The organism is Flavobacterium terrae (assembly GCF_900142035.1).
In the GTDB taxonomy this organism is placed as follows: domain Bacteria; phylum Bacteroidota; class Bacteroidia; order Flavobacteriales; family Flavobacteriaceae; genus Flavobacterium; species Flavobacterium terrae.
The window spans coordinates 190700-216961 of record NZ_FQZI01000005.1 but is presented as its reverse complement, the minus strand read 5'-3'; the positions used below and the strand labels follow the sequence as shown (position 1 = coordinate 216961).

Genomic DNA, 26262 nt, shown 5'->3' with positions numbered 1-26262 from the left:
GAAAAATATTACAAATTAAAAAACCAAAAAACTATGATTAAGAATCTTTCAAATCTGTCTGGAGTTAAGGAGTTGAGCAAGTCAGAGCAAAAACAAATCGTGGGTGCAGCATTAAGAAGATGTTGTGAGTGGGATTATAACGCTAATGGAACAAGAGTTTGTACATATTGGGTTAGTGGTACACAACAATGTCCTTAATTCAGAATTAGTATCCTTGACTTTAAAGGAGTTTTTTGAAAAATTAAAAACCCTTCTTGGTAAAAGAAGGGTTTTTTTGTCTTTAAAATTAAATTCAAAAGTGTGTATTTGTATCTTTTTAAAGCCTTAATACTAACTAATCAAAAATTTAAAGAAGATGAAAAGACTAAATGTTTCATCTTCTTTATGAAAATAACTCAAATTAAAATTTGTATTTTAATGATGTCATTACTTGACGAGGTGTAATTGGATTTACACTATAGTTTTCATGAACTGTGTAATTTAATTCGTTTGTTACATTTGAGAGTTTAAAAAGTAATGAAATCTGATTCCATTCGTAGCCTATTGATGCATCTGCTGTAAAATAACCTTTTAATGGAATGTCACGATCTTCAATAGTTACATTATATGTTCTTGGATTTGTCGATGGCTTGATTTCAGTCCAAACATAACGGTCATTCCATCCTCCCATACGATCTCCAATGTAGTTTCCAATTGCTCCAAAGCTTAGGCCTTTTAATTTTCCGTTAGGTATTTTGTAAAAGAAACTAAGATTTGCTGTATTTTTTGGGGTTCTTGTTAAAATGTCTCCAACCACAAGACTTCCGCTAGTTCCAGAAGATTTAGCAACTTTTGTTTCATTAAAGCTATATCCTGCCATGATATTTAAGCCTTCAATAGGTTTTGCAGTGATGTCAATTTCAATTCCTTTACCTTTTACTCCTCCAACTAATTCTTTTAAACTAGTATTTACGTTTTGAGTAACACCATCAGCTAAAAATTGAGCTGTTTGCGCTAAATTATTATTGGTTATTTGGTAAAGGGTTACATTGGTACTTAATGCTCCATTCCAAAATTCCTTTTTAACCCCTACTTCAAATTGATCAATTATTGAAGGTTTTAATGGTTCTAAGTTAACAGTTGTGCCTGTGTTTGGAGTAAATGAATTAGAGTAACTTCCAAAGAATGATAAATTTTTATTTGGTTGAATAACTAATCCTGCTTTTGGTGAATATGCTCTGTTTAATGTTTTTGTTCCTTCTACTGGAGTGGCATCTTCAAGTCTAGTTGTTAGTACATCAACTCCTGAAATTTTTTCAATAACCTCTTTAGTAGTTGTAACTTGACTTTCTTGCCAAGACCATCTTATACCAGCTAAAACTTTAATGTAATCTGTAATAGAAATCAAATCTTGCGCATAAGCACCAAAACGTTTTGTATTTGTTGAGGCAAGTTGAGTAGCTCTAGTTGGATATGGAGCAGTCAAACTTTGTGTACTATAATCATAGTTAAAAAGATTTATAGCAGTTGCTTCTGTAGTGATTGGTGTTGTGCCATCTGGAGTTGCAAAAAATCCAAAAGTATAGTTTGGCGCGATAGAATTTTCAAAATCAACACCAGTAAATATTTGGTGTTTAATTTTACCGGTATTAAAGCTTCCTTGTAAACTTAATTGGTCTCCAAATATTTTTTCAGCTGCATCTGCTTGTGTTAAACCACGTTTCCAGTTCCCATTGGCATCAATAGTATTTAATTGTGCTGTAGATTTTTGTTTTCTTCTGTAAGATTGAAATGAAGAATTGAAACTAAGTTTCCAGTTTTTGTTAAAATCATGGTTAAATAATAATGATGCACTAGCTGATTTTGTATTTCCAGTTGACCAAAGTGCTCCAAAATATGTGTTACGAGGGATGTCTAAAATTTGTTTTCCAATGATACCAGTTCCAAAGTCAGGAGTCCAGTCTGCACTTAAATAATCTCCTTGTACAGTGACATCAGTTTTTTCAGAAATTTTAAATAAAAAGGAAGGGTTTATATAAATTCGATCGTTTTTTACATAATCTCTAAAACTGTTTGACTTTTCATATGATCCAGTAAAACGATATGCTATTGAATTGTTTAATGGTCCATAAAAATCAACAGATGGTTTGTAATAATCATAACTCCCTAGTTGCATATTGATTTCACCACCTTTATTGAATTTTGGAGTTTTAGTTACTAAGTTTAATATCCCTCCAGGAGTTACATTTCCGTATAACAATGCCGAGCCTCCTTTTAAAAACTCAACTTTTTCTAGCGAAGAAACCTCTGGGATTGAACCTGCATTGTATCGAAATCCGTTTTTAAACATATTGTTTGCTCCCATATCGTAGCCTCTAGACCAAAATGATTCTTGAGCTCCACCGCGAGCTGAACCAACATAAACACCATTTGCATTTTTAATAACTTCGCTTAAACGGATAGCTTGTTGTTGCTCTATAACTTCATTAGCTATAACCTGAACACTTTGTGGGTTATCCATTTCTTTTAAACCAGATCTTACTACACTTACTGGTTTTCTTTGTTGATTTGAAGTGATAGTAACTTCATTAAGGATTTTTCTTTTTTTGTTTTTTACTGTATCATTCAATTCAGAATAATCTTCTAAATCGTATTCTGCTTTTGATATATAAGCAGTTTGAGCAAAAGAAATTGTTGTTAGTAGTAAAAATACAGCTTGTAGAGACAGATATTTTTTCATTTATTTAGAATTAATTAAAATAATGTTTGATTTCGAGTGCAAAAATAAAATGTATTTCTCGATTTCTAAAACTTATTTAGATTAAATTTAAATAAATTTTTAAAATTTAAATTAAGTTGTTGTTTTTAAGTGTTTTATAATTTTTTAAAAATTCTATTTTATATGAAAAAACACTTTTTCGTGTTCTATTTTTTCTTCATGGGGTATTCTTCAAATGATTCTTTACCTTGTTTATTACCAGAGATTTTAGCAACTAAACTATCAGATGCTATTTTTTTATATTCTATTTTTTGAGGAAAATCATGTTTGGAATTTTCAAACACTATTTCGTTTTTTGAAGCAAATGAGGACTTAAAAGAAATTATTTTTCCTTCGTTTTGATTAGATACACTTGTGTTGTAGAATAATGAGTCTTTTGTTTGAATTATTTCAATGGTTTCTGTGAACAAAGTGTCTTTGCCTGCTATAAAAGTTGTTTTTCCTGATAGGGTGCTATCGTTTTTTTGACTCCAAGTCTCAGTTAAATTTCCTTCTTTGGTTGTATTGCCCCATGAGCCTATGAGCCATTTAACATCTTCAAGTTTTGTGTACTTTTTTGATTTAATCTCATTTTTTTGATCTTCTTTTTTTAAACAAGAGGTTAATAATAAAGAAGTTGTGATTATGGATAAATAAAGAACTGCTTTTTTCATATTAGTTGGTTTTTAGGTAGAGTATCAAATTTAAAAAAAAATAGCCCAGATTGAGTCGATATCCTTTTTTGTTCAAAAAAGATAAAGACGAAAGCTGGAGAAAGCTCCTAAAAATCAAAGATTAAAATCTAAAATCTTTTTTGTAATTTTGCACTCCAAAATAGAAGACAATAAAATGTTAGACAGACTTCAATACGTAAAACAGCGTTTCGACGAAATTTCAGACTTGATTATTCAACCTGATATTATTGCCGATCAAAAGCGTTATGTACAGTTAAATAAAGAATATAAGGATTTAAAAGCTCTTGTTGAAAAACGTGAAGAGTATATAAATCTTGATGGTAACATTAAGGAGGCTAAAGAAATTATTGCTGATGGTAGTGATGCCGAAATGGTGGAAATGGCTAAGATGCAATTAGATGAAGCTCAGCAAAGATTACCTCAATTAGAGGATGAAATTAAGTTTATGCTTATCCCTAAGGATCCTGAAGATGCAAAAAACGTAATGGTTGAGATTAGAGCAGGTACTGGTGGTGATGAAGCTTCAATATTTGCTGGAGATTTATATAGAATGTACACTAAGTTTTGTGAGACTAAAGGTTGGAGAACATCTGTGGTTGACTTAAACGAAGGTACTTCTGGTGGTTTCAAAGAAATTATTTTTGAAGTTACAGGAGAGGATGTTTATGGTACTTTGAAATTTGAAGCAGGAGTGCACCGTGTACAACGTGTACCTCAAACAGAAACTCAAGGTCGTGTGCATACATCTGCGGCTACAGTTATGGTTTTACCAGAGGCTGAGGAGTTTGATGTGCAAATTGACATGAACGATGTTCGTATCGACTTATTCTGTTCGTCTGGGCCTGGTGGTCAGTCAGTAAATACAACTAAATCTGCTGTTCGTATGACTCACATTCCAACAGGTTTAGTGGCTCAGTGTCAGGATGAAAAATCGCAACATAAAAATAAAGACAAAGCATTGTCGGTTTTACGTTCTCGTTTGTATGAAATGGAATTGGCTAAAAAACAAGAGGAAGATGCTAAAAAGCGTAACTCTCAGGTAAGTAGTGGAGACCGTTCTGCAAAAATTAGAACTTACAACTATCCACAAGGACGTGTAACTGATCACAGAATAGGAATGGATATTTTTGATATGGATGGTGTAATGGCTGGAAAGATTCAAAAATTCATTGAAGAGTTACAATTAGTTTCGAATACAGAAAAATTAAAAGAAAGCGAAGTATTTTAATTTAAAATAATATACAAATTCTTCTTAAATTTATGCTCCCAAACACAATATTTACTGAGTTTGGGAGTTATTTTTTTAACTAATTTTAACCTGAAATAAATGAAAAAATTTCTTCTTGTTGCTTTAACTATTGCTGGAATTTACTCTGTTAAAGCTCAATCGTATTTAGGGTACTTTAGTGACAATTATAGTGGTACTCAAGGGCTTTTGTACAATCCAGCAAACGTTGTTGATTCTCCTTATAAAATTGATATTAATTTAGTGTCAGGAAGTGTTTTTGCTTCAAATGATTACTATGGGGTTAAATTCACAGATGTTTTAAAAAATAATTACGATTTTGAGGCAAGTGCTAAAAAATTCCCTATGAATAGTAATAATGCTTATATAAATGTTGATACTCAAGGTCTGTCGGTAATGTTTAATATGACTCCCAAACATTCATTAGGATTATTTACAAGAGGTCGAGCAATTGTTAACGCAACAGATATTAATGGAACGACTTTTAGTAGATTAGATTCTGGATTTTTAGGAAATGATAGTTTTGAGATTAACGAAGGGAATTATAATCTTGTTGGCAATAGTTGGGCTGAAGTAGGGTTAACTTACGGAACAATATTGTTAGATAAAGATCAGCATTTTTTAAAAGCGGGTGTTAGTGCCAAATATCTTCAAGGACTTGCAAATACTTATTCTAATGGAAGAAATTTAAATATCAAATACAATGATAATATAGTTCCTGCATTAAGTACAGTAACTGCAAGTGGCGAGATTATCTATGGAGGAACTACTGATTTTGAAAATTCTGCAAAAGATTTTGACTTTGGTTCTAATTCTAATGGTTTTGCTGCAGATTTAGGGGTAGTTTACGAATGGAGACCCGACAAAGTAATTGTAAATAGCCTTAGTAAGTACAAACTTAAATTAGGATTGTCGGTTACAGATTTAGGTTCATTAAAATTTAAGAATGATACATTAAGAAAGTATTCTTTTGATAGAACAGTATCTGCTATTGAAGTTGATAACGCAGAAGATTTTCAGGATGTGTTAGAACTATTTGACTCGAATCCAGAAATTGTAAAATCTGTAAAAGCAGTTTTACCAACGGCGTTGCATGCAAATGTGGATTGGAATATATACCAAAGATTTTTCTTGAATTTAAATGGAGATTTAGGACTAACTGCAAAAGATGGTTTAAATAAAAACTTTAATCCAACTACAATAACATTAACACCCCGTTACGAATCAAAATGGATAGGAGTTTATCTACCAGTTAATTATTCGGAGTACAGAGATTTTCAAGCAGGTTTTGGTTTTAGAGCGGGACCATTATTTTTAGGTTCTGGTTCAGTCATAACAAATTTATTTAACGATAAGTCTAAAGGGGCTGATGTTTATGCTGGTTTAAGAATTCCTATATATGGGAGCAAAAGAGTTCCTAAAGTAAATGACAAAGACGGTGATACAGTTATTGATAAGGATGATATTTGTCCAGATGTAGCAGGTCCGGTTGAAAATAGAGGTTGTCCTTATAAGGATACTGATGACGATGGAGTTATTGATAAAGAAGATTTATGCCCAACAGTTCCTGGTGAAAAAGCGAATAGAGGTTGTCCTTGGGAAGATTCAGATAAAGATGGAATTTTAGATAAAGATGATAAATGTTCTGATGTGGCAGGGCCAAAAGAAAACAAAGGATGTCCTTGGCCTGATACTGATAAAGATGGAGTTATTGATAAGGAAGATAAATGTCCAGATGTAAAAGGAACTGTTAACAATAATGGTTGTCCTGAAGTTACTGATGAGGTTGTTAAAAAATTAAATGATTATGCTAAAACAATTTTGTTTGATACAAGTAAATCATCATTTCAACAACAAACTTATCCAGTGTTACAAGCTATGTTGGCCATTTTAAAAGAATATCCATCATCAAAATTCTCAATTGAAGGACATACAGACAGTGATGGTAAAGATACTTTAAATCAAAAATTATCTGAAGACAGAGCTGCTGCAGTTAAAAACTACCTTATTGAAAATGGGATTGATGCTAGTCGTTTAACCTCGATGGGATATGGGGAAAGTAAACCAATTGCGACTAATAAAACTAAAGCAGGTAAAGCTCAAAATAGGAGAGTAGAAGTTAAACTAGTTAAATAAAATAAATAAATAAAAAAAAGACCAGCTTATACTGGTCTTTTTTTTATTAGCTTTTCGCTTCTGCATTTTCTTCTGATTTAGCGCTCATTCTGTTGAGTTTGAACATTGGGCCAAATTCTGTTTTTAAAGCAGCAATTTTTAAATTGTCTTTAGTTGAAAGGCCTTCTTTTTCGACAGTGTTTTTACGAGTATCTAATGCTTCGTATAGCAATTTGATTTCGTCCCAGTCTTCTCTAGAATATTGTTTTTTATTTGAAGAAACTGTATTGACAAAGTTTTGGTATACGGTTAAAATATTATCTTTATTTACCCAATTAAAATTCAAATCTTTACCAATTACAATTCCAAAGAGCCGTTTGCTTAAAGGAACTTCTGAAGAACTATTTCCTTCTGCAATTTCCATTTTAGACTCAACTCCTTCTTTATATACATCAAACTTTTTAGAACTAGATTCTAATTTTGTTTCTAAAAGTTCTCTATCGTCAATCGCATCCAATGATTCTTGGGCTTCAGATTTTTTAAATTCGGCACTAGCTTCGATATCTACCCAATCTTCTGCCGCAATTTCGGGTTCAATCTTTATTACAGAATCAATGTATGTTACATATTGATCTACACTTTTTTCGGCTTTCGATTCGCTTTCATTTTTACACGACGTGGCTACAAATACAAATATTGTTAATGCAGCAAATAATTTAATTGCTTTCATAATCATAATTTTAATGGTTAAACATGTTTTATGCCATTTTTAAGTTTGAGGCAAACTGGGTAATCCTATTTAATAATGAATTTATTTTTTTAGGAATAAATTTTTTAGATACATAACCCAATCCTAAGCTTAATACGGCATTGAAAAGATTGTTTTTTATATTGGGTTCTGATGTGATAAACTTTGAAACTTGTCCCATCATGTTTAAGGGTTTAAATTCATTAAGTACAATCTCACATTCAGTTCTTAATTCGTTGAATTCAGAGGTTTGCTTTTTTTCTAAAATTGAAATAGCAACTTTTAATTTATTGGAAAGGTTCTCATTTTTCATGTCTTCATTATTTTAATTGTTGCGTATGATATTATCAATTTCATCTTCATGTATCATTTTTTTGATTATCATATCACTTATTGGTTTTTTAATTGCTTTATTTCTGAAAATAAAAGTTAGTATCATTAAAATGATGTAAAATCCAGAAACAATAAAAAAGCCTAAGTAATATTCACCCAACATTTTTCCTATCCAAAAGGCTAATCCAACATTAGCAAACAAAATGAACAATGAAGCAATAGTAACAATCGTGATTCGAGATAGTAATGAAGACACCACATCTGCTGATCTTTCAATTGAATTTAATTTGAATAGATTTATACTCGTTCTTGTATAGTTCTCCATTTTATCAAAAAGAGAACTAGTATTTGCTGATTGATTGTTCATTTTGTTTACTTTTTATAGTTACATGATAGATTTGTTAATGTTTTTCAAATTAGCTATTTCATGATTTAAATCATCAGCAGCATCTTTTACTTCTCCTTTTAAAGAGCCATATGCCTCATTAACTTTTTCAGTTAAACTGTTCAAATTGGTTTTTAAAGAATCTTTTAAATCTTTTCCTTTAGAGGCAATTTTCTTTCTAGTCTCACTTCCTTTGTCTGGAGCTAATAAAATTCCGATTGCTGCTCCCACAGCTGCTGCTCCTAATAGTCCTAATACTACTTTGTCTGTTTTCATAATCTTTAGTTTTAAAAATTTATAATGGTTTTCCTTTAATTACTCTTAATAGAACTGATATAACTGCTATCACTAACAAGATGTGTACTAAGTTCCCTAAGCTGTAAACAAAATATCCTATTGCCCATAGAATGATGCATACTATAGCGGCGATGTAAAGTAAATTTTGCATGATTTCTATTTTTAAGTTAATAATACTTGTAAACAGTGTTGCTTGATTACATTACAAAGATGGGGCTACTTGCAGGGGTTTGTGTTACAACAATTTTTTTAAATGTTATAGAATTTCCATTATTACTCAAGAATGAAATAAAAAAGCCATACATAGTATGGCTTTTTGTTTAAATTTCTTTTGGAAGATATATAGTAAAGGTACTACCTCGATCTATTTCACTGTTTGCAAAAATATAACCTTTATGGTTTTCAATAATTTTTTTACAAATTGCTAGACCAATCCCCGTTCCAGCATATTCATCTTTATTATGAAGTCTTGTGAAAAGAGTAAATATTTTATCTGCATATTCTTGCTCAAAACCAATTCCATTATCACTGAAAATAATTTTATAAAACTTAGTATTTGTGATGGAATTAATTTTTTCGTCACTTTCAGTATCAACTTCAGTTATGGATATGTTTATAACTGGAGGGATGTTTTCTTTGCTATATTTAATTGAATTGTTAATTAAATTACTAAACAATTGTTGAATTTGAAAAGGGACTACTTCTAATTCTGGAAGTGTTTCATTATTAATGATAGCCTTTTTTTCTTCAATAAGTTGAGCTTGTTCTTGTTTTGCGTTTTCTAATAACTCATTTAGATCTGTTTTCATAAAAACTTGTTCAGCTCTTGTAGTTCTAGAAAACTGAAGTAAATCATCAATTAATATGCGCATTCTTCCAGCTGCAGCATTAATTCTAGAGAGATATTGTTGACCAGACTCCGATAAATTGTCAAGATCTTTGTCAATTAATCTTGATATAAAAGTTTCAATTTTTCGCAATGGCTCTTGTAAATCATGGCTGGCAACATAGTTAAAAGCTTGTAGCTCTTTGTTGTTTGATTCTAAAATTCTATTACGTTCTTCAATTTCCTGATTGGCAATAATTACTTCTGTTACATCAGTTGTTGTGCCAATTAGAATTCTTTCTTCGGATTTTGTAACTACTCTTCCTGATGCTCTAAAGTGACGTAATTCTCCGTTAGTTTTATAAATTCTATAGGTAAATGAAGGTAAAACTTCTTGATAAATCATTTTAAGCGTCACTTCTTTTACCATTTCATAATCATCGGGATGAATGTGTTTCATGAAATCGTCAAGGTTTGCCTTAAAAGCTTTAGGTTCATATCCTAAAAGTCTATACTCATTGTCTGAAAAAGTATATTTATTTGTGTCGAGATTTAATTGCCAGGTTCCATAATTACCAACAATTTCTGATAAATTACTGGATTCATTTGACACAAGTAATTCGTTGTTGTAAGATTTTATATTGTTTAAATCTTTGCTCATTTTTACATAGGAAAGAACTAAAAGAACCAGTGTTATTAGTAGTGTAAGATAAATGTATAACGGAGTGGTTTTTTGATTGTCTTTATAAATACTATTTCGTTTGTTTAATAGACTTTCTTCTATAGTAATCATTTTGTTTATTACTTTGCGAATGTCGTACATGACTTTTTTACCTGATAAAAAATCATTGTTTAGTTCTGTACTTCCTAATATACCATTTGAGTAATCTTTTGCTAAAATGCTATTAACTATATAGTATTTATGTTTAATTAAGCTCCTAAGAATTTTTAAATATTCACGTTGTGTTTTGTTTCCTTTTGTTATTTTTTCAACTTTTAGTAATGCTTTTTCTATCTCTTTTTGATGGATTTTTATAGCAAATTTTATCGTTTGATCGTTTGATGCTATATAATCCCTTTTAGCGGTTTCTAAATCATTAATATAAGTGTACATTTTTTCAAGTTCAACAGCCACATTGTAAGTGTTCAAAACTTGATTTGATGAATTTGTTAATGCATTTATTTGCTTATAAGTTACAGCAGCAATAAAAAATATAATTGCGATTGATAGTACAAAAACAATTCTTAAAAAAATGGGTGATCTGTAAAACGAAAGAATATTCATTGGTTACATTCTAAGTAAAAAGTTTTCTTTGTTTAGCCCTGATGTATGGTATTGCCAATTTATGGTTATTACATCAGACAAAACTTTTTTCAGTGCATTAAAATCGTTTGGTTTTTTTATATAAATGTTAGCTCCTAATACAAAAGTCTCTTCAATGTGTTCTTCTGAAGATGAAGTAGAGTAAATAGCAATCGCAATATTATCAAACTTTGAATTTGATTTTATTTCTTGTAGACATTCAATACCACTTTTTCTAGGCATATTTAAATCTAAAAATAACACGTTTGGTAAAATAGCATCTTCTTGATTTAAATAATCCATTAGCGCAACTCCATCATTATAGGTTTGTACTTTTGTGCTCATTTTTAATTCACTAAACGCATCTGTAAAAAACAGTCTGTCATCTTCATCATCATCCGCAAGTACAATGTGTATATATTCCTTTTGCATGTTTTAATTATTTGGTGTTGGCAATTTCTCTTCTTTTGGCAATTATTCTTTGAAATTGAGAAGGAGTAATTCCTGTTGTGTTTTTAAATTGTGTACTTAAGTGTGCTACACTAGAATAGTTAAGCTTGAAAGCGATTTCTGTTAAACTTAATTTATCATTTACTATAAGCTGTTTTGCATATTCTATCTTTTGAAGAATTATGAAATTTTCAATTGAAGCATAAGTTACTTCAGAGAATAAATTTGACAAATAACCATAGCTATGATTTAGTTTTTCAGCTAAATACACCGAAGCCTTCACGTTAGGAGCATCTTCCTTGAAAACCATTTCAATGATTGTATCTTTAATTTTTTGAACTAAAACAGTTTTTTGGTTCTCTATAATTTCTATCCCATATTCATTAAGTAAAGAAGTGATTTCTTCTATTTTTTCATCAGGAATATTTTCTAAAAATTCAACTTCTCCAAAACCTGTAATAGTATATTTTAATCCAAAAGATGATAATTTTTCTTCAAGAAACTTTTTTGTTAAAATAGTAAAATCGAATTTTAAAAAAGCTTTCATATTTTCTTAATAAGTTGAATTTTTAAATATATAAATTTTAATTGAAAATAGTGCTTTTCAATTCTATGCAAAAGGCAATTAAAAACATTTCAAAATAATTGTGTTGCCCTGCAAATAAAACCAAGTCATTGCAAAAAGCTGCAAAGAAAGGTTTTAAAACCTTAGCGATAATTTGATTTAAATTTTCCATTTTGGCTTTTATTTTAGGTTACATTCAAAGTTGCCTTTTTAACATTAAATTCCTCTTACATCTTCTAGCCTTATTGTTATAGAATTTTCATATAAGAAAAAGCCTCGAATACTATCGAGGCTTTTCAAACCAACTAACTAACTCAAACAAAATATATGTCTTTTATTTTCCTAATGGTAAATTGTAACTAATACCCACTCCTAAACTAGAAGCGTTATAATTTTGATTGCCTATTTCTCCTTTGCTACCAGTAAATAATTTTGTGTATTGAACAGAGAAGTTCCAATGTCTATTATGCCATCCTAATTCTGGTTTTATGTATAAACCACCATCTGGTCTGTCAACATTGCTATTGCTAGCTACTTTTTCGTCACCAACTAAAAATCCATAACCAATATCAGAGCCTAAATAGAAACCTGTTTTTCCAGGGTAAATATGTACTAGCGCAGCAACTGGAACAATTCCGAAGTCATTGTTTTTAATTCCGTCATTTTCTTTTCCAAAAAAATGATTGTATCCTGTAGCAAAACCTAAACCAAATCCAGGAACAACTAATTTTTGATACGCTAAATCTACACCAGCATTTGCAGTAGCATTTGTAGATGGTAAAGCAACACCACCATTAACTCCTACTTTGATCATATTGTTCATTCTTTCACTCTGAGCCATCATTGAACTTGCAGCTAATAACCCTAATCCTAAAATTAAATTTTTCATCGTTTTCATAATTTCCAATTTTTAATGTTTTGATTACATGACAAAGATGCGACGACTTGTTAAGGTAGTTCTTACATGATTTTTTGAGAATGTTATATAATTTTGAGAATTGAGTTTCTACTTTGTACTTTTGCACAACAACTATAACAAATGACAACACAACAACTAATCGAACAAATTCAAATCAAAAAATCATTCCTTTGTGTAGGTTTAGATGTTGATTTGACAAAAATTCCACAGCATTTACTAAGTACAGAAGATCCAATTTTCGAATTCAATAAAGCGATTATAGATGCAACACATGATTTATGTGTGGCTTATAAACCAAATATTGCTTTTTTTGAAGCTTATGGAATTAAAGGATGGCAGGCGCTACAAAAAACAATAGATTATATAAATCAATACTATCCTAATTTATTCACTATTGCCGATGCAAAACGTGGTGATATAGGAAATACTTCTTCAATGTATGCTAAAGCCTTTTTTGAAGATTTAGAATTCGATTCGGTTACTATAGCTCCCTATATGGGTAAGGATTCTGTTGAACCTTTTTTAGCTTTTGAAGGAAAACATACTATAATGTTAGCATTAACTTCTAATGAAGGAGCATTTGATTTTCAGACTTTAAATGTTAACGGTAAGGAATTGTATAAACAAGTAATTGAAACCTCAAAGACTTGGAAAAATTCTGAAAACTTGATGTATGTAGTTGGCGCGACAAAAGCAGAATATTTCACAGAAATTAGAAAAATTGTTCCTGATAGTTTTTTATTGGTGCCTGGTGTAGGCGCTCAAGGGGGAAGTTTGCAAGAAGTTTGCAAATACGGAATGAATAAGAATGTAGGTTTATTAATTAATTCTTCACGTGGTATTATTTATACTTCGAATGGTGAAGATTTTGCTCAAAAGGCAAGGGAAGAAGCTTTGAAGCTTCAACAGGAAATGGAGGATATTTTAAAAACTCATCAGTCATGAATACATTAATTTTACGAATTGCTGTTGCTGTAATACTATTAGTTCATGGCATGGGAGGAATGTTTAACAACGGAGTTAATGATTTTGGGAATCTTTATTTGAATGAAGTTGGTTTTGCTCCTTTTGGATTGATCCTGGCTTGGTTAATTAAACTGTCACACGTTGTCGCAGCAATTTGTTTGTTGGCAAATAAATATTTAAAACCAGCTTGTATTATAACAATTTTTATACTTGTTGTTGGAATTTTTATGGTGCATTTGCAAGAAGGTTGGTTTGTAGTAGGAGGTGGAAGAAACGGAGTAGAATTCAATTTTTTGCTAATTGCCGTTTTGACTTTCATAATGTTTCCTAATGGAATAAGTTTAAAAAATAAAAAGTAAGATTTGAAAATTTTTGTTGATCAACTAGGAACCCAGTATACTTTCGAAAATTCGCCACAACGAATAGTTTCATTGGTACCATCTCAAACCGAATTGTTGTACGATTTAGGTTTAGAAGATAAAATTGTGGGTATTACTAAGTTTTGTGTGCATCCGTTTCATTTTAAATCAACTAAAACAATTGTTGGAGGTACAAAACAAGTAAAGGTTGATAAAATAAAAGCACTTCAGCCGGATATTATTATTTGCAATAAAGAAGAAAATACGATTGAGATTGTAGAAGAATTGAGTAAAATATGTCCAGTTTGGGTAACAGACATTTATACTATTGAAGACAACAACAAAATGATTGAAGATTTTGGTAGACTCTTTAATGTGAGAACCGAATCTCAAAAATGGATTGATAAAATCAATTTTGCAAAACAAGATTTTCTAAATTTTATTAAAGATTACGAAACACAAAGTGTAGCTTATTTTATTTGGGGAAAACCTTATATGGTTGCTGCTCAAGATACTTTTATAAATCATTTGTTAGAGCTTAATAAATTGAACAATATTTATGCCAATCACGAAAAATATACTGGTCGTTATCCTGAAGTAGTAGTACAAAAAATGCGAATTCAAGGAGATCCCGATTTGTTGTTTCTTTCCTCAGAACCATTTCCTTTTAATGACGAGCATGCTTTTGAATTAGGAAGACATACTCACCATGCAAAAACTGTTTTTGTAGATGGAGAAATGTTTTCTTGGTACGGTAGCAGATTGGTAAAAGCCTTTGATTATTTCAAGAAACTTAGAAGTAGAATAGGGGAATTACATTTGCAACATTCACATTCGCATTAAAAAGTTATATTTGCTCAAAAATATCCTGTGACAAACTATACCATTTACGATAATCCTTCAAGTAATCAGTGGGTGACATTTGTTCACGGAGCTGGAGGAAGTTCATCTATTTGGTTTAAACAGATTAGAGAATTTCAAAAGCATTTTAATGTTTTACTTCTTGATTTGAGAGGTCATGGAGATTCTAAAAAAACATCTTTTACAAAAAAATATACTTTCAAATCTATTGCTCAAGATGTAATAAAAGTGATTGATCATCTTAAAATACAATCATCTCATTTTGTGGGTATTTCGCTTGGAACCATTGTGATTAGACAATTGGCCGAAATGTATCCTGAAAGAGTAAAAAGCATGATTATGGGAGGCGCTATTTTAAAAATGAATTTCAGATCTCAAATTTTAATGCGAGTAGGAAATGTTTTTAAATACATACTTCCTTACTTAGTATTGTATAAATTATTTGCTTTCATTATCATGCCCAAAGATAATCACAAACAGTCTCGTTTGTTGTTTATCAACGAAGCAAAAAAGCTTTATCAGAAAGAATTTATTAAGTGGTTTAAGCTTACAGCCGAGATTAACCCTGTGTTAAGATGGTTCCGTCAAGTGGAGTTAAATATTCCAACGTTTTACATTATGGGGGAAGAAGATTATATGTTTTTACCTTCTGTAAAAAAAGTGGTTGAAGCGCATTATAAAACGGCAAAACTTTTTGTGATTGAAAAATGTGGACACGTTGTAAACGTAGAGCAGGCTTCGGTTTTTAATGATCAAGTCATTGGTTTTTTAAAGGAATTCAAATAAAAAAGCCGGTACCTAGATACCGACTTTTTTGTAAACTAACCAAACCAAACAAAATTCTATGAATTTCTTTTACAAAGGTCAGTATTTTTTTTGAATGCTATTGTTAAGAGAATGTTATTATCTTCTTGATTATGAAAATTTTAACTATTTGTTATCCTGTAAAGCGAATACTCTTTTTAATAAATCAGAAGTTCTAGAAGCAATGCTAGTTCTTATGTTTTTTTCCTCAATGGCAACCATTTTAAATACACCTTCCATAGCTTTGTTTGTAGTATAATCTGTTAAATCAGGATTTACTTTTTTAACTAATGGAATCGAATTGTATTTAGTGATAATATTTGTCCAAACTTTATCAGCTCCAACTTTTGTGAATGAGTTTTTAATGACTGGATTAAATTTTCCGTACAACGCTGTTGAGGTCGAATTTTGTAGATAAGTTGTTGCAGAACTTTCGTTACCTAAAAGAATGTTTTTTGCATCTGTAAATGTCATGCCTTTAATCGCATCAACAAATATGGGTGTCGATTCTTTAACAGCATCTTCTGCAGCTCTGTTTAGAACTTTTAAGCCTTCATCGGCTAATTTTCCCATCCCAATATCGCGAAGTCCTTTGTCAACTTTTTTTAATTCTTCTGGTAATAAAATTTTAACCAATTCATTTTTGTAAAAACCATCAAGTGCTGTCAACTTAACAACTTGTTTGTCTATACCATTATTTAAAGCTTCTTTTAAGCCAGATGCAATTTCTGCCTGAGATAAAATACCTTGTGTTTGTGGTAATTGATTAATTACTTGTTGCATTTCGGCACAACCAGAAAATAATGGTAATGCGGCTAATAGGATTAATGTTTTTTTCATAGTCTTATTTTTTGTCTTGCAGCGCAAAAACTTTCATTAATAAATCTGAGGTTCTTGATTTAATATTGGTTCTAATATTTACTTCTTCAACAGCAATCATTTTAAAAACGCCATCAAGTGCTTTATTCGTAACATAATCGTTAATATCAGGATTAACTTTTGAAACTAAAGGTAAGCTGTTGTATTTTTTGATAATGTTGTTCCAAATTACGTCAGCTCCAACTTTACCAATCGATTTCTGAACCACTGGATTAAACTTCGCGTAAAGTGGATTTCTAGTAGATCCTTGTAAATAGTTTGTTGCTGCATCTTGATTACCAAGTAGTATGTTTTTTGCATCAGTAATCGTAATGTTTTTAATCGCATCAACAAATATAGGTGTCGATTCTTTCACAGCATCTTCAGCAGCTCTATTCAATGCTTTGATACCATCATCAGCTAATTTAGACATTCCCATTTTGCGTAAAGCTTTGTCTACTTTTTGAAGTTCTTCTGGCATTAAAATTTTTACTGCTTGATTTTTGTAAAAACCATCAGTAGCAGTTAATTTACTTACTTGTACATCGACACCTTTATTCAAAGCTTCTTTTAGACCAGCAGCAATATCTAATCCACTATCTTTATTAGTGATCGAAGTAAGTTGTTCTTCTGCTTTTTTAAGTAAATCTTTTAATTGTGCGTTACTAACAATTGGAATCAAAAATAATAGTAGGAATATCTTTTTCATAAATAAAAAATTGGTTTACCAAAGATAAGCAAAGTCCATGCCTTTTTTTAATTTGGATAAAATTGAAGTTGAGATTATGGTTAATTTTTTAATTAAAATGCAAAAGCGAAGCGATATAGTGAGATAAATTTTACAGAAGTTTTGTAATTTTTCTTTTCTATTCTTAATAATACAAAAAAATAAGGTTTTAATTTTTTAGAAATATGTAAATTGCAGCACAAAATTATTACCATTACAATGGAACAAGTACAACCTTATCAACCAAAAAATAAAGTTAGAATAGTAACAGCTGCTTCGCTTTTTGACGGACACGATGCTGCAATAAATATCATGCGCCGAATTATTCAAGCAACAGGTGTTGAGGTGATTCACTTAGGACATGACAGAAGTGTGGAAGAAGTAGTGAATACCGCAATTCAGGAAGATGCTAATGCGATTGCTATGACTTCGTACCAAGGAGGTCACAATGAATATTTCAAATACATGTACGACTTGCTAAAAGAAAAAGGAGCAGGTCATATCAAAATTTTTGGAGGTGGTGGAGGAGTAATCCTTCCTTCTGAAATTTCTGAATTGCACGAATATGGTATCGAAAGAATTTATTCTCCAGATGATGGTCGTGAATTGGGATTACAAGGAATGATCAATGATTTGGTACAACGTGCTGATTATCCTGTGGGTGATAAATTAAATGGTGAAGTAAATCATTTGGAAGAGAAAAATCCAACGGCTATTGCTCGTGTGATTTCTTCTGCTGAAAATTTCCCAGAAGTAGCAAAACCTGCTTTGGAGAAAATTGCCAAAATCAATGTAGACAGTAAAACACCGGTTTTAGGAATTACAGGAACAGGTGGCGCAGGTAAATCCTCATTAGTGGATGAATTGGTTCGTCGTTTCCTGATTGATTTTCCTGAAAAAACAATCGGTTTGATTTCTGTCGATCCATCAAAACGTAAAACTGGCGGTGCTTTGTTAGGGGATAGAATTCGTATGAATGCTATTAATAATCCTCGTGTTTATATGCGTTCATTGGCAACCCGTCAATCTAATTTGGCCTTGTCAAAATACGTTCAGGAAGCGATTGAAGTATTGAAAGCGGCTAAATATGATTTGATTGTATTGGAAACTTCTGGAATTGGACAGTCTGATACAGAAATCATGGATCATTCTGATGTTTCTTTATATGTAATGACTCCAGAATTTGGTGCAGCTACGCAGTTGGAAAAAATCGACATGTTGGATTTCGCCGATTTAGTGGCTTTAAATAAATTTGACAAACGTGGTGCTTTGGATGCTATTCGTGATGTGAAAAAACAATACCAACGTAATCATAATCTTTGGGATGTTGATCCAGATAAAATGCCGGTTTTTGGTACGATTGCCTCTCAGTTCAACGATCCTGGAATGAATACACTTTACAAATCCATTATGGATAAAATTGTAGAGAAAACAGGAATCGATTTGCATTCGACTTTCGAGATTACTCGTGAAATGAGCGAGAAAATTTTCGTAATCCCACCACACAGAACGCGTTATTTATCTGAAATTGCAGAGAATAATCGTAAGTATGATGAAACTGCATTGTCGCAAGTTGACGTGGCTCAAAAATTATACGGTATCTTCAAAACAATTGAAACAGTTTCGGGTAGAGTGCCTAAAATTGATAAATCAGGAATTGTTGAAGAATCTTTAAATCATTCAGCTGATAAAAAAGAATTTTTGTCTCTTTTAACGAAAGAATTTGACCGCGTAAAAATGAATTTGGACCCATACAACTGGGAAATCATTTTAACTTGGGACGAAAAAGTAAATAAATATAAAAACCCAATATACTCGTTTAAAGTACGTGATAAGGAAATTAAGATTGCTACACACACCGAAAGCTTGTCGCATTCTCAAATCCCGAAAGTGGCGTTACCAAAATACAAAGCTTGGGGTGATATCTTAAAATGGAACCTACAGGAGAATGTTCCTGGAGAATTTCCTTTCGCGTCTGGTTTGTATCCTTTCAAACGTGAGGGAGAAGATCCATCTCGTATGTTTGCTGGGGAAGGTGGACCAGAGAGAACCAACAAACGTTTCCATTATGTAAGTGCTGGTTTACCTGCAAAACGTTTGTCAACAGCGTTTGACTCGGTGACACTTTACGGAAATGACCCGCATGTTCGTCCTGATATTTATGGAAAAATCGGAAATGCCGGAGTTTCTATTTGTTGTTTGGATGATGCTAAGAAATTATATTCAGGTTTCGATTTGAGTCACCCTGCAACATCCGTTTCGATGACAATTAACGGGCCAGCGCCGATGTTATTAGGATTCTTCATGAATGCGGCGATTGACCAAAATTGTGAAAAATACATCAAAGAAAACGGCTTAGAAAAAGAAGTTGAAGCGAAAATCACTGAAATTTACAAGAAGAAAGGTGTTGCTCGTCCGTCTTACCAAGGAGAATTACCAGAAGGAAATAACGGATTAGGATTAATGCTTTTAGGTGTAACTGGTGATGAAGTTTTACCTTTAGATGTTTATAACGATATCAAAATAAAAACCTTAGCACAAGTTCGAGGAACAGTTCAGGCAGATATTTTAAAAGAAGATCAAGCGCAAAATACTTGTATTTTCTCTACAGAATTTGCTTTACGTTTAATGGGTGACGTGCAAGAATATTTCATTAAAGAAAACGTTCGTAATTTCTACTCAGTTTCGATTTCCGGTTACCATATTGCTGAAGCAGGAGCAAATCCAATTACGCAGTTAGCTTTCACGTTAGCAAATGGTTTCACTTACGTGGAATACTATTTAAGTCGTGGAATGAATATCAATGATTTCGGACCTAACTTATCGTTCTTCTTCTCGAATGGTATCGATCCAGAATATGCTGTAATTGGACGTGTGGCACGTAAAATTTGGGCGAAAGCTTTAAAGAATAAATACGGAGCGAACGAAAGAGCACAAATGTTGAAATACCACATCCAAACTTCTGGACGTTCGTTACACGCACAAGAAATTGACTTCAATGATATTCGTACAACATTACAAGCATTGTATGCGATTTACGATAACTGTAACTCGTTACATACAAATGCGTATGACGAAGCGATTACAACGCCAACAGAAGAATCAGTGCGTAGAGCAATGGCGATTCAGTTGATTATTAATAAAGAATTAGGTTTAGCGAAAAACGAAAATCCAATTCAAGGTTCATTCATTATTGAAGAATTAACCGATTTAGTGGAAGAAGCTGTTTTACAAGAATTCGACAGAATTACTGAGCGTGGAGGTGTTTTAGGAGCGATGGAAACCATGTATCAACGTTCAAAAATTCAAGAAGAAAGTTTATACTACGAAACATTGAAACATACGGGTGAATTCCCAATTATTGGTGTAAATACTTTCTTAAGTTCTAAAGGATCGCCTACTGTTATTCCTGCAGAAGTAATTCGTGCTACGGAAGAAGAAAAACAATATCAAATCGTAATGTTAGATCATTTGCATGCGGCTAATAAAGATAAAGTAGAAGAACAATTGGCTATCATTCAGGAAGCAGCCATTCAAAACCATAATATCTTTGAAAAGCTGATGGATGCTACTAAAGTGTGTTCGTTAGGACAAATCACTTCAGCTTTGTTTGAAGTAGGTGGGCAATATAGGAGGAATATGTAAGCAGAGAGCCAAAATCTTCTTCAAAGATTTTGTGCGAATCGCTTACACTGAGCGAAGTCGAAGTGTTTTTCAGACACTTGTCTTCACATTTTGTGAAGACTTAGTGGTCGCTTACACTGAGCCTGTCGAAGTGTCTCAGGATGCATCTGAAACAAGGCTAAAGCCGAAGTTGAAGATTGCATATCGCTTATGCTGAGCCTGTCGAAGCATCTCAGAGAGCCAAAATCTTTCATAAAGATTTTGTGCGAATCGCTTACACTGAGCGAAGTCGAAGTGTTTTTTCAGACACTTGTCTTCACATTTTGTGAAGACTTAGTGGTCGCTTATGCTGAGTTTTGGGCTGAGCTTGTCGAAGTCTTGTCGAAGCATCCCAGAGAATCGAAATCTTTTCAAAGATTTCGTGTGAATCGCTTACACTGAGCCTGTCGAAGTGTCTTTGAAAAAAATATATAAATAAAAAATGCCCTAATTGGGGCATTTTTTATGGGTTTAATATCAAAACTGTGCAAAGTCAGGAGACTTTGCGTAGCGGGGAAAATATTTTGTTTTTCAATAGGCAAGAGCTAGACGTTCGCACCTGCTAGGGGTTTCTATTTATTTCTATTTGTATCGTTTATTCGTTCTTTCTTTATAATTTTTCTTTCTTGTTTAATATCGTAATCTACAAAATTTTTCATATCGTTTAGTACAAAATAAAATGAAAGAAACATTTGAATTAGAGAAAATACTAAAATACTAGTTACAAATTTTACTATATAAATATTTTTTGTGTCTAAAGTCATCAATATTAAACATATTAATAAGCAAATTATTGAGATATAAATTGAAAAGTATGAACTTCGGTAAGAAAGTTCAAGTTTATCAAGTCGTATTTCTTTGAACTTAAATTTAATAGTTAAATGTTCAGAATTAATTTTATCAGATAAACTTGATGCAAAGTTGAACATCAAACCAATTGTTATGGATAATACAACAGAAATTAGATTGATTATATTTGTATCAAGATTTAAAATGAAAAATGATAGACCTGACAAAAAAAATGAAAATAGTAATATCACTATTTTTGTGTTTTTATTAAATCTGTCGTAAAATTCATTAAAAAAGCCAAATAATTTACTCATTTGATTAATAAATATGAATATCAAGTTCAGTTAATAAATCATTTACTTTATTTCGTATCGATTTGAAATTAGAATTGCCATCGGAATTTTCTTTTACATCATCTAAATCATAAATTGGTTTAACTTTTAGAACATTAGATAAATCGATTGTTCTTGACTTACCATTATATTCAGAATTGATTATTAGGTAACTTCCATTGTCTTTATTGTAATTTAAGTCTTCAAATTCAGGAATTTCTATGAAGTTTTTATGGTCTTCAAATGCGTTAACAATTTTGGTTTTTATTCTTGTTGTCAAATCTCCGCTTGTTGTTAATTTTGTTTCTATTTTGTAAGTTCCTTGATTTATTATGTTTAGAATTCCATCATTACTTTCAGTTTTTACTCCTTTTCTAACACAAGTTATTGAATTGTAATTTCCGTCTTTTAAGTAGTTCATATAAAATTCACGTTCAATAAACTGCTTTACTGATAATTGAACTCCACTATATAGTTGATTTAAAATAGATTCTAAAATATTACAAAATTCTTTTTTACAACTTTTCTGATTTTTTTCTAACACAATAATTCCTGTGTCGCTTCCTTCTATGAATAATATTTGAAAGTAATGATTATTATCGATGTTTACTCCTTTTTCTTTTTGTCCACTTTCTTTTTTATGTTTATCAGCTGATGTGAATTTTAGAACTTTGTCTGCATCACTGCCAACAACAAAAACACCTTCTAATCTATTATTAGGTTCCGAGAATTCAAAGTATGATTTTTTTTCTTTTGATTTTTCATCAATGTAGGTGTCAATTTTGAATGTCTTTTTATCTTTACCTGGAGGAAACTGATTAACTTTATTAGGTATATTCTTTTTTAAATATTTGAATATTTCTTTTAAAGTTTCATCTTCAAATTTAATTTTAACATCGTTATTACTTTTATTTAGAATATTAAAAGTAAAAATTTCAACTTTTGCTGTCATATCTTTATTTTTCTTATTTAAATACGATTTTCTTCAACATTACTGCTAACTCATAAATAGGCAAACCTATTCAATTGTATTTATTGTTTCTTTCAAATATAGCGAAAATCATTATTAAAATAAGGTATTGTGTTGTTGTTAGCTTCTAAAAGACAAATGTGTTTTTTTTCTACAATGAAAATAATTATCACAACCTTGTGATAAAAAAAACGTGATATTTTTATTTATCACAAAATAATATCACAAAGTAGAATAGTATGTGACGAAAAATAGTTTAGTTACATTTACAGGATTAACAGCTGTAAAAAATGTCAATAGAAACCCATCCCAATTGGTTTTATGATTTCAAGCCAATGAAAACGTTGGTGTTAGGAAGTTTTCCGCCACATCAAAGCAAGCATTCTTTTCCGTTTTATTATCCCAATAAGCAAAATAGATTTTGGAAAGTAATGTCGGTTATTTCAGGGATTGAGCTGGTGGCTAACCTTTCAAATACACAAAAAGTCATTGAAGAACGTAAGGCTATAATGCGAAAACTAGCGATGGGAATTCATGATATAGCGTTAAAAATAAAAAGGAAAAATAACAGTTCGCTCGATTCTAATATTGAAATTGTGGAGTTTCAGGATATAATGGCAATTATAAACAACCATCCTGAATTGGAACAAATTGTACTTCTTGGTTTTTCCGCTAAAAATAGTGCGGCTCAAAATTTTATAAAGTACACCCAAAATCAAAAATTATTGACCAAGTTTCCTATTGATTTTAAAATAGGGTCTGAAAATGTGTTTTTTATTTACAATCAACACCGAGAAATAAAATGTGTAATTCTTAATTCGACTTCTTCCGCTAGCCGAATTACTCTAAACGAACTAGTTAGTCAGTTTTCAAAGTATATTTAGTAGAATTGATATTTTTTTATTCGAATGAGTTAGATTTGAAAGAAATTTCTTTTTTGTTAATATGAATTTAAAATCATTTTTTCTTTTTTTGATGTTTACATCTTTTGCTAATGCTCAAGAGGTAAAAGAATCAACTTTTAAAAAAGGAAAAATTAAACTGGTTAATTCGATAATTCTTGACGATAAGCTAAAAGAAACCTCTGGTTTGATTCATTGGAATGGTAAATTGTGGACACACAATGATGATACTGATACAAATTTATATGCACTTGATACTGTAAGTGGAGCTATTTTAGAAACATATGCTTTACAAGGTGTTTCTAATAATGATTGGGAGGAGATTGCTCAGGATGATGAATATTTATATGTTGGTGATTTTGGTAATAATGCTTCAGGAAATAGAAAAGACTTGCATATTCTTAAAATAGAAAAACAATCTTTACTGATGAGAAAACCTTCTATAGGATATATCAAATTCGCTTACGAAGACCAAAAGGATTTTAGTGTCAATAAACCTAATACAACTAATTTTGATTGTGAAGCTTTTATAGTTGTACAAGACAGTCTTTTTTTGTTTACTAAAGAATGGAAGAGTAAAAAGACTACAGTGTATAAATTACCAAATCGAGTAGGGGATTTTGCTGCTGAAAAAGGAAAAAGTTATAATACAAAAGGATTGGTGACTGGTGCAAGTTATTATCCTTCAAAAAAAATACTGGCACTTTGTGGTTATACTAGAAAAGGAAAGCCTTTTATTGAGTTGTTTTACAATTTTAAAGGCAATGATTTTTTTTCAGGGAGTAAAAAAAGAATTAAGCTAAAGCCTAGATTTATGCAAATTGAGGCCATTTCTACAAATGATGGTGTTCATTATTATTTGACCAATGAAGAATTAAAATTTGGCCCAATTCATAAATCCCAACAAATACATAAACTCGATTTGAGTGATTTTTTAAAGTAGATTAGAATTCTCCATCTACATAAAACCAATTGTCATTTTCAAAAATAAAAGTTGATTTTTCGTAATGTATTTGAGCTTTAAGGGAACTGTCAAGGTAATACGCTTTAAAAGTAACAGTATTTGTGGTTGTTGCTAAAACTTCAAGCTTAATCCATTGATTACTTTGTGACCAATCCAGAATATCTTCTTTTTTGTGAAATTTTCGAGTAGAATTGTGTGTTGTTTTAACCAGATAATCAGCAGCACCAGTTGCAAAAGCACTGTAACGAGAACGCATTAAATCTTCAGCAGATGATGCTTTTTGTTTTCCTTCGATTAAAGGTTTGCAACATTCTTCAAAAGAAATTGGTCTTCCGCAATAACAATTTGAACTCATTTGGTTATTCTTCTAAATCTTCTTCTCCGCCTAATTTAAGAGAAACTAAAATACCTGTTATAAGAGATATTGCAATAAATCCTAACGATACCCATTCTGGAAATTTGTAGTGGTGTACTAATAACATTTTAATTCCTACGAAAGTCAAAATCGCAATCAAACTATATTCTAGGTAACTGAATTTTTCCAACATATTAGCTAAGAAGAAATACATTGAACGCAGGCCTAGAATTGCAAAAATATTAGAACTGAATACTAAAAAAGGATCAGAAGTAATTGCAAGGATTGCTGGAACGCTATCAACGGCAAACAAAACATCCATTACTTCAATTACTATTAATGCCACAAATAAAGGGGTTGCAGCTCTTCCTTTTTTGGTAGGTACGAAGAATTTTTCACCATCTGTTTCAGAAGTTAAAGGCATTATTTTGCCTAAAGCTCTGTATATAAAAGATTCTTTTGGCTCAAAATCGTCTTCTTCACTATTAAACAACATTTTGATAGCTGTAAAGATTAAGAAACCTCCAAATAAATAAGTAGTCCAACTAAATTTGTTAATGATTAATACACCGAAGTATATCATCAATCCTCTAAAAATAATAGCTCCTAAAATACCCCAGAATAAAACTCTGTGCTGGTATTTTTGAGGGATTTTGAAAGAAGCAAAGATTACGGCAATCACAAATATATTGTCAATGCTTAAGGAAAGCTCTATCAAATAACCAGTGATGTATTTCATTGTTGCGGCTGCAGGCTTCAACTGATCTGGATTGGCAACGTGTCCGTTTTGGTATAACCAATAAATTACTCCGGAAAAGGCAAATGATAAAGAAACCCAAATCGCTGTCCACATACTGGCTTCTTTTGTAGAAATGATGTGTGGGTTTTTATTAAAAACTCCTAAGTCTAATGCAAGAAAAATAAATACGGCTACTAAAAAACAAATCCAAACAATCATATCTTACTATTTTGAGGTTTACAAATATAATCTTTGATTTTGGAATATTAAACTTTTAACGTTTTGTTGTCTTAAAATTATATTTTTAATAATTTACCATTAAATTTTAGGGGGTATATATGTATTAAATTAAAA

General features: G+C 31.2%; 27 protein-coding genes. 10 read left to right on the top strand and 17 right to left on the bottom strand.

Annotation, left to right across the window (positions count from 1 at the left end):
- The first annotated feature begins 33 nt into the window (after window positions 1–33).
- On the top strand, window positions 34–198 hold the full coding sequence (locus tag BUC09_RS14835) for a hypothetical protein (protein ID WP_159432953.1): 165 nt from the start codon (window positions 34–36) through the stop codon (window positions 196–198).
- Between the two features lie 202 nt (window positions 199–400).
- On the opposite strand, the gene BUC09_RS12945 is transcribed toward BUC09_RS14835, so the two are convergent.
- Together BUC09_RS12945 and BUC09_RS12940 are read right to left on the bottom strand one after the other, a co-directional pair.
- Window positions 401–2719, bottom strand: a complete 2319-nt coding sequence (locus tag BUC09_RS12945; RefSeq protein ID WP_073312021.1) for a TonB-dependent siderophore receptor — start codon at window positions 2717–2719, stop codon at window positions 401–403.
- A gap of 185 nt (window positions 2720–2904) precedes the next feature.
- Entirely contained in the window at window positions 2905–3411 is a 507-nt protein-coding gene (locus tag BUC09_RS12940; RefSeq protein WP_073312020.1) for a DUF6265 family protein, read from the bottom strand.
- Window positions 3412–3586: 175 nt separating this feature from the next.
- Here BUC09_RS12940 and prfA point away from each other — a divergent pair, with 175 nt between their 5' ends.
- Both prfA and BUC09_RS12930 read left to right on the top strand, forming a co-directional pair.
- Window positions 3587–4660: a peptide chain release factor 1 gene (prfA, locus tag BUC09_RS12935; RefSeq protein WP_073312019.1), complete on the top strand. Its 1074-nt coding sequence runs from the start codon at window positions 3587–3589 to the stop codon at window positions 4658–4660.
- Window positions 4661–4759: 99 nt separating this feature from the next.
- Window positions 4760–6814, top strand: coding sequence for a DUF5723 family protein (locus tag BUC09_RS12930; RefSeq protein WP_073312018.1), 2055 nt, complete (start codon window positions 4760–4762; stop codon window positions 6812–6814).
- 46 nt (window positions 6815–6860) lie between these two features.
- Here the strand turns inward: BUC09_RS12930 and BUC09_RS12925 are convergent, their stop codons facing one another.
- The 10 genes from BUC09_RS12925 to BUC09_RS12890 form a co-directional block, all read right to left on the bottom strand.
- Window positions 6861–7523 carry a hypothetical protein gene (locus BUC09_RS12925; RefSeq protein WP_073312017.1) on the bottom strand — a complete coding sequence of 221 codons (663 nt, stop codon included), beginning with the start codon at window positions 7521–7523 and terminating at the stop codon, window positions 6861–6863.
- A 28-nt stretch (window positions 7524–7551) separates the two neighbouring features.
- Window positions 7552–7854: a hypothetical protein gene (locus BUC09_RS12920; protein ID WP_073312016.1), complete on the bottom strand. Its 303-nt coding sequence runs from the start codon at window positions 7852–7854 to the stop codon at window positions 7552–7554.
- Window positions 7855–7866: 12 nt separating this feature from the next.
- Window positions 7867–8241, bottom strand: a complete 375-nt coding sequence (locus BUC09_RS12915) for a hypothetical protein (RefSeq protein WP_073312015.1) — start codon at window positions 8239–8241, stop codon at window positions 7867–7869.
- Window positions 8242–8259: 18 nt separating this feature from the next.
- Window positions 8260–8535: a YtxH domain-containing protein gene (locus BUC09_RS12910; protein WP_073312014.1), complete on the bottom strand. Its 276-nt coding sequence runs from the start codon at window positions 8533–8535 to the stop codon at window positions 8260–8262.
- Window positions 8536–8554: 19 nt separating this feature from the next.
- Window positions 8555–8707, bottom strand: a complete 153-nt coding sequence (locus tag BUC09_RS14710; protein ID WP_143161933.1) for a lmo0937 family membrane protein — start codon at window positions 8705–8707, stop codon at window positions 8555–8557.
- 169 nt (window positions 8708–8876) lie between these two features.
- Window positions 8877–10667 carry an ATP-binding protein gene (locus BUC09_RS12905; protein WP_073312013.1) on the bottom strand — a complete coding sequence of 597 codons (1791 nt, stop codon included), beginning with the start codon at window positions 10665–10667 and terminating at the stop codon, window positions 8877–8879.
- Window positions 10668–10670: 3 nt separating this feature from the next.
- Window positions 10671–11117, bottom strand: a complete 447-nt coding sequence (locus BUC09_RS12900; protein ID WP_073312012.1) for a response regulator — start codon at window positions 11115–11117, stop codon at window positions 10671–10673.
- Window positions 11118–11124: 7 nt separating this feature from the next.
- The gene (locus BUC09_RS12895; RefSeq protein WP_073312011.1) at window positions 11125–11682 is read right to left on the bottom strand and encodes a helix-turn-helix domain-containing protein; all 558 of its coding nucleotides are present in this window, start codon (window positions 11680–11682) and stop codon (window positions 11125–11127) included.
- Window positions 11683–11719: 37 nt separating this feature from the next.
- Window positions 11720–11872: a hypothetical protein gene (locus BUC09_RS14830; protein WP_159432952.1), complete on the bottom strand. Its 153-nt coding sequence runs from the start codon at window positions 11870–11872 to the stop codon at window positions 11720–11722.
- 162 nt (window positions 11873–12034) lie between these two features.
- The gene (locus BUC09_RS12890) at window positions 12035–12598 is read right to left on the bottom strand and encodes a hypothetical protein (protein ID WP_073312010.1); all 564 of its coding nucleotides are present in this window, start codon (window positions 12596–12598) and stop codon (window positions 12035–12037) included.
- 141 nt (window positions 12599–12739) lie between these two features.
- Here BUC09_RS12890 and pyrF point away from each other — a divergent pair, with 141 nt between their 5' ends.
- From pyrF to BUC09_RS12870, 4 genes are read left to right on the top strand one after another with little or no spacing between them, the layout of a single operon-like run.
- Complete coding sequence (gene pyrF / locus BUC09_RS12885) at window positions 12740–13564, top strand: orotidine-5'-phosphate decarboxylase (RefSeq protein ID WP_073312009.1); 825 nt, start codon at window positions 12740–12742, stop codon at window positions 13562–13564.
- Window positions 13561–13944 carry a DoxX family protein gene (locus BUC09_RS12880; RefSeq protein ID WP_073312008.1) on the top strand — a complete coding sequence of 128 codons (384 nt, stop codon included), beginning with the start codon at window positions 13561–13563 and terminating at the stop codon, window positions 13942–13944. The genes pyrF and BUC09_RS12880 overlap by 4 nt, the downstream gene beginning before the upstream one ends.
- 3 nt (window positions 13945–13947) lie before the next feature.
- Window positions 13948–14787, top strand: coding sequence for an ABC transporter substrate-binding protein (locus tag BUC09_RS12875; RefSeq protein WP_073312007.1), 840 nt, complete (start codon window positions 13948–13950; stop codon window positions 14785–14787).
- 27 nt (window positions 14788–14814) lie between these two features.
- Complete coding sequence (locus BUC09_RS12870) at window positions 14815–15591, top strand: alpha/beta fold hydrolase (protein WP_073312006.1); 777 nt, start codon at window positions 14815–14817, stop codon at window positions 15589–15591.
- A gap of 144 nt (window positions 15592–15735) precedes the next feature.
- Here BUC09_RS12870 and BUC09_RS12865 read toward each other — a convergent pair whose 3' ends face one another.
- Together BUC09_RS12865 and BUC09_RS12860 are read right to left on the bottom strand one after the other, a co-directional pair.
- Window positions 15736–16449, bottom strand: coding sequence for a DUF4197 domain-containing protein (locus BUC09_RS12865; RefSeq protein WP_073312005.1), 714 nt, complete (start codon window positions 16447–16449; stop codon window positions 15736–15738).
- A gap of 4 nt (window positions 16450–16453) precedes the next feature.
- Window positions 16454–17176, bottom strand: coding sequence for a DUF4197 domain-containing protein (locus BUC09_RS12860; protein ID WP_073312004.1), 723 nt, complete (start codon window positions 17174–17176; stop codon window positions 16454–16456).
- Between the two features lie 237 nt (window positions 17177–17413).
- Here BUC09_RS12860 and BUC09_RS12855 point away from each other — a divergent pair, with 237 nt between their 5' ends.
- Entirely contained in the window at window positions 17414–20839 is a 3426-nt protein-coding gene (locus tag BUC09_RS12855; protein WP_073312003.1) for a methylmalonyl-CoA mutase family protein, read from the top strand.
- A 1125-nt stretch (window positions 20840–21964) separates the two neighbouring features.
- Here the strand turns inward: BUC09_RS12855 and BUC09_RS12835 are convergent.
- Window positions 21965–22930, bottom strand: a complete 966-nt coding sequence (locus tag BUC09_RS12835; protein ID WP_073311999.1) for a hypothetical protein — start codon at window positions 22928–22930, stop codon at window positions 21965–21967.
- A 308-nt stretch (window positions 22931–23238) separates the two neighbouring features.
- On the opposite strand from BUC09_RS12835, the gene BUC09_RS12830 reads away from it, so the two are divergent.
- Together BUC09_RS12830 and BUC09_RS12825 are read left to right on the top strand one after the other, a co-directional pair.
- The gene (locus BUC09_RS12830) at window positions 23239–23832 is read left to right on the top strand and encodes a uracil-DNA glycosylase family protein (protein WP_073311998.1); all 594 of its coding nucleotides are present in this window, start codon (window positions 23239–23241) and stop codon (window positions 23830–23832) included.
- A 91-nt stretch (window positions 23833–23923) separates the two neighbouring features.
- Window positions 23924–24793 (top strand): T9SS C-terminal target domain-containing protein, encoded by an 870-nt coding sequence (locus BUC09_RS12825; RefSeq protein ID WP_394333006.1) that lies wholly within the window; start codon window positions 23924–23926, stop codon window positions 24791–24793.
- 1 nt (window position 24794) lies between these two features.
- On the opposite strand, the gene BUC09_RS12820 is transcribed toward BUC09_RS12825, so the two are convergent.
- A complete protein-coding gene (locus BUC09_RS12820; RefSeq protein WP_073311996.1) occupies window positions 24795–25169 on the bottom strand; it encodes a YchJ family protein in 375 nt (124 codons plus the stop codon).
- 4 nt (window positions 25170–25173) lie between these two features.
- Entirely contained in the window at window positions 25174–26127 is a 954-nt protein-coding gene (locus BUC09_RS12815) for a TerC family protein (RefSeq protein ID WP_073311995.1), read from the bottom strand.
- Window positions 26128–26262 lie beyond the last annotated feature (135 nt).

Excerpts from the sequence above, each read along its gene's own strand:
- BUC09_RS12910 (WP_073312014.1), bottom strand. The coding sequence starts at position 8,535 with ATGAAAACAGACAAAGTAGTATTAGGACTATTAGGAGCAGCAGCTGTG.
- BUC09_RS12820 (WP_073311996.1), bottom strand. The coding sequence starts at position 25,169 with ATGAGTTCAAATTGTTATTGCGGAAGACCAATTTCTTTTGAAGAATGT.
- BUC09_RS12815 (WP_073311995.1), bottom strand. The coding sequence starts at position 26,127 with ATGATTGTTTGGATTTGTTTTTTAGTAGCCGTATTTATTTTTCTTGCA.
- BUC09_RS12930 (WP_073312018.1), top strand. The coding sequence starts at position 4,760 with ATGAAAAAATTTCTTCTTGTTGCTTTAACTATTGCTGGAATTTACTCT.
- BUC09_RS12925 (WP_073312017.1), bottom strand. The coding sequence starts at position 7,523 with ATGAAAGCAATTAAATTATTTGCTGCATTAACAATATTTGTATTTGTA.
- BUC09_RS12920 (WP_073312016.1), bottom strand. The coding sequence starts at position 7,854 with ATGAAAAATGAGAACCTTTCCAATAAATTAAAAGTTGCTATTTCAATT.
- BUC09_RS12895 (WP_073312011.1), bottom strand. The coding sequence starts at position 11,682 with ATGAAAGCTTTTTTAAAATTCGATTTTACTATTTTAACAAAAAAGTTT.
- BUC09_RS12880 (WP_073312008.1), top strand. The coding sequence starts at position 13,561 with ATGAATACATTAATTTTACGAATTGCTGTTGCTGTAATACTATTAGTT.
- BUC09_RS12940 (WP_073312020.1), bottom strand. The coding sequence starts at position 3,411 with ATGAAAAAAGCAGTTCTTTATTTATCCATAATCACAACTTCTTTATTA.
- BUC09_RS12865 (WP_073312005.1), bottom strand. The coding sequence starts at position 16,449 with ATGAAAAAAACATTAATCCTATTAGCCGCATTACCATTATTTTCTGGT.
- BUC09_RS14830 (WP_159432952.1), bottom strand. The coding sequence starts at position 11,872 with ATGGAAAATTTAAATCAAATTATCGCTAAGGTTTTAAAACCTTTCTTT.
- BUC09_RS12900 (WP_073312012.1), bottom strand. The coding sequence starts at position 11,117 with ATGCAAAAGGAATATATACACATTGTACTTGCGGATGATGATGAAGAT.
- BUC09_RS12855 (WP_073312003.1), top strand. The coding sequence starts at position 17,414 with ATGGAACAAGTACAACCTTATCAACCAAAAAATAAAGTTAGAATAGTA.
- prfA (WP_073312019.1), top strand. The coding sequence starts at position 3,587 with ATGTTAGACAGACTTCAATACGTAAAACAGCGTTTCGACGAAATTTCA.
- BUC09_RS12830 (WP_073311998.1), top strand. The coding sequence starts at position 23,239 with ATGTCAATAGAAACCCATCCCAATTGGTTTTATGATTTCAAGCCAATG.
- BUC09_RS12860 (WP_073312004.1), bottom strand. The coding sequence starts at position 17,176 with ATGAAAAAGATATTCCTACTATTATTTTTGATTCCAATTGTTAGTAAC.
- BUC09_RS12835 (WP_073311999.1), bottom strand. The coding sequence starts at position 22,930 with ATGACAGCAAAAGTTGAAATTTTTACTTTTAATATTCTAAATAAAAGT.
- BUC09_RS12890 (WP_073312010.1), bottom strand. The coding sequence starts at position 12,598 with ATGAAAACGATGAAAAATTTAATTTTAGGATTAGGGTTATTAGCTGCA.
- BUC09_RS14710 (WP_143161933.1), bottom strand. The coding sequence starts at position 8,707 with ATGCAAAATTTACTTTACATCGCCGCTATAGTATGCATCATTCTATGG.
- pyrF (WP_073312009.1), top strand. The coding sequence starts at position 12,740 with ATGACAACACAACAACTAATCGAACAAATTCAAATCAAAAAATCATTC.
- BUC09_RS12825 (WP_394333006.1), top strand. The coding sequence starts at position 23,924 with ATGTTTACATCTTTTGCTAATGCTCAAGAGGTAAAAGAATCAACTTTT.
- BUC09_RS12915 (WP_073312015.1), bottom strand. The coding sequence starts at position 8,241 with ATGAACAATCAATCAGCAAATACTAGTTCTCTTTTTGATAAAATGGAG.
- BUC09_RS14835 (WP_159432953.1), top strand. The coding sequence starts at position 34 with ATGATTAAGAATCTTTCAAATCTGTCTGGAGTTAAGGAGTTGAGCAAG.
- BUC09_RS12945 (WP_073312021.1), bottom strand. The coding sequence starts at position 2,719 with ATGAAAAAATATCTGTCTCTACAAGCTGTATTTTTACTACTAACAACA.
- BUC09_RS12905 (WP_073312013.1), bottom strand. The coding sequence starts at position 10,667 with ATGAATATTCTTTCGTTTTACAGATCACCCATTTTTTTAAGAATTGTT.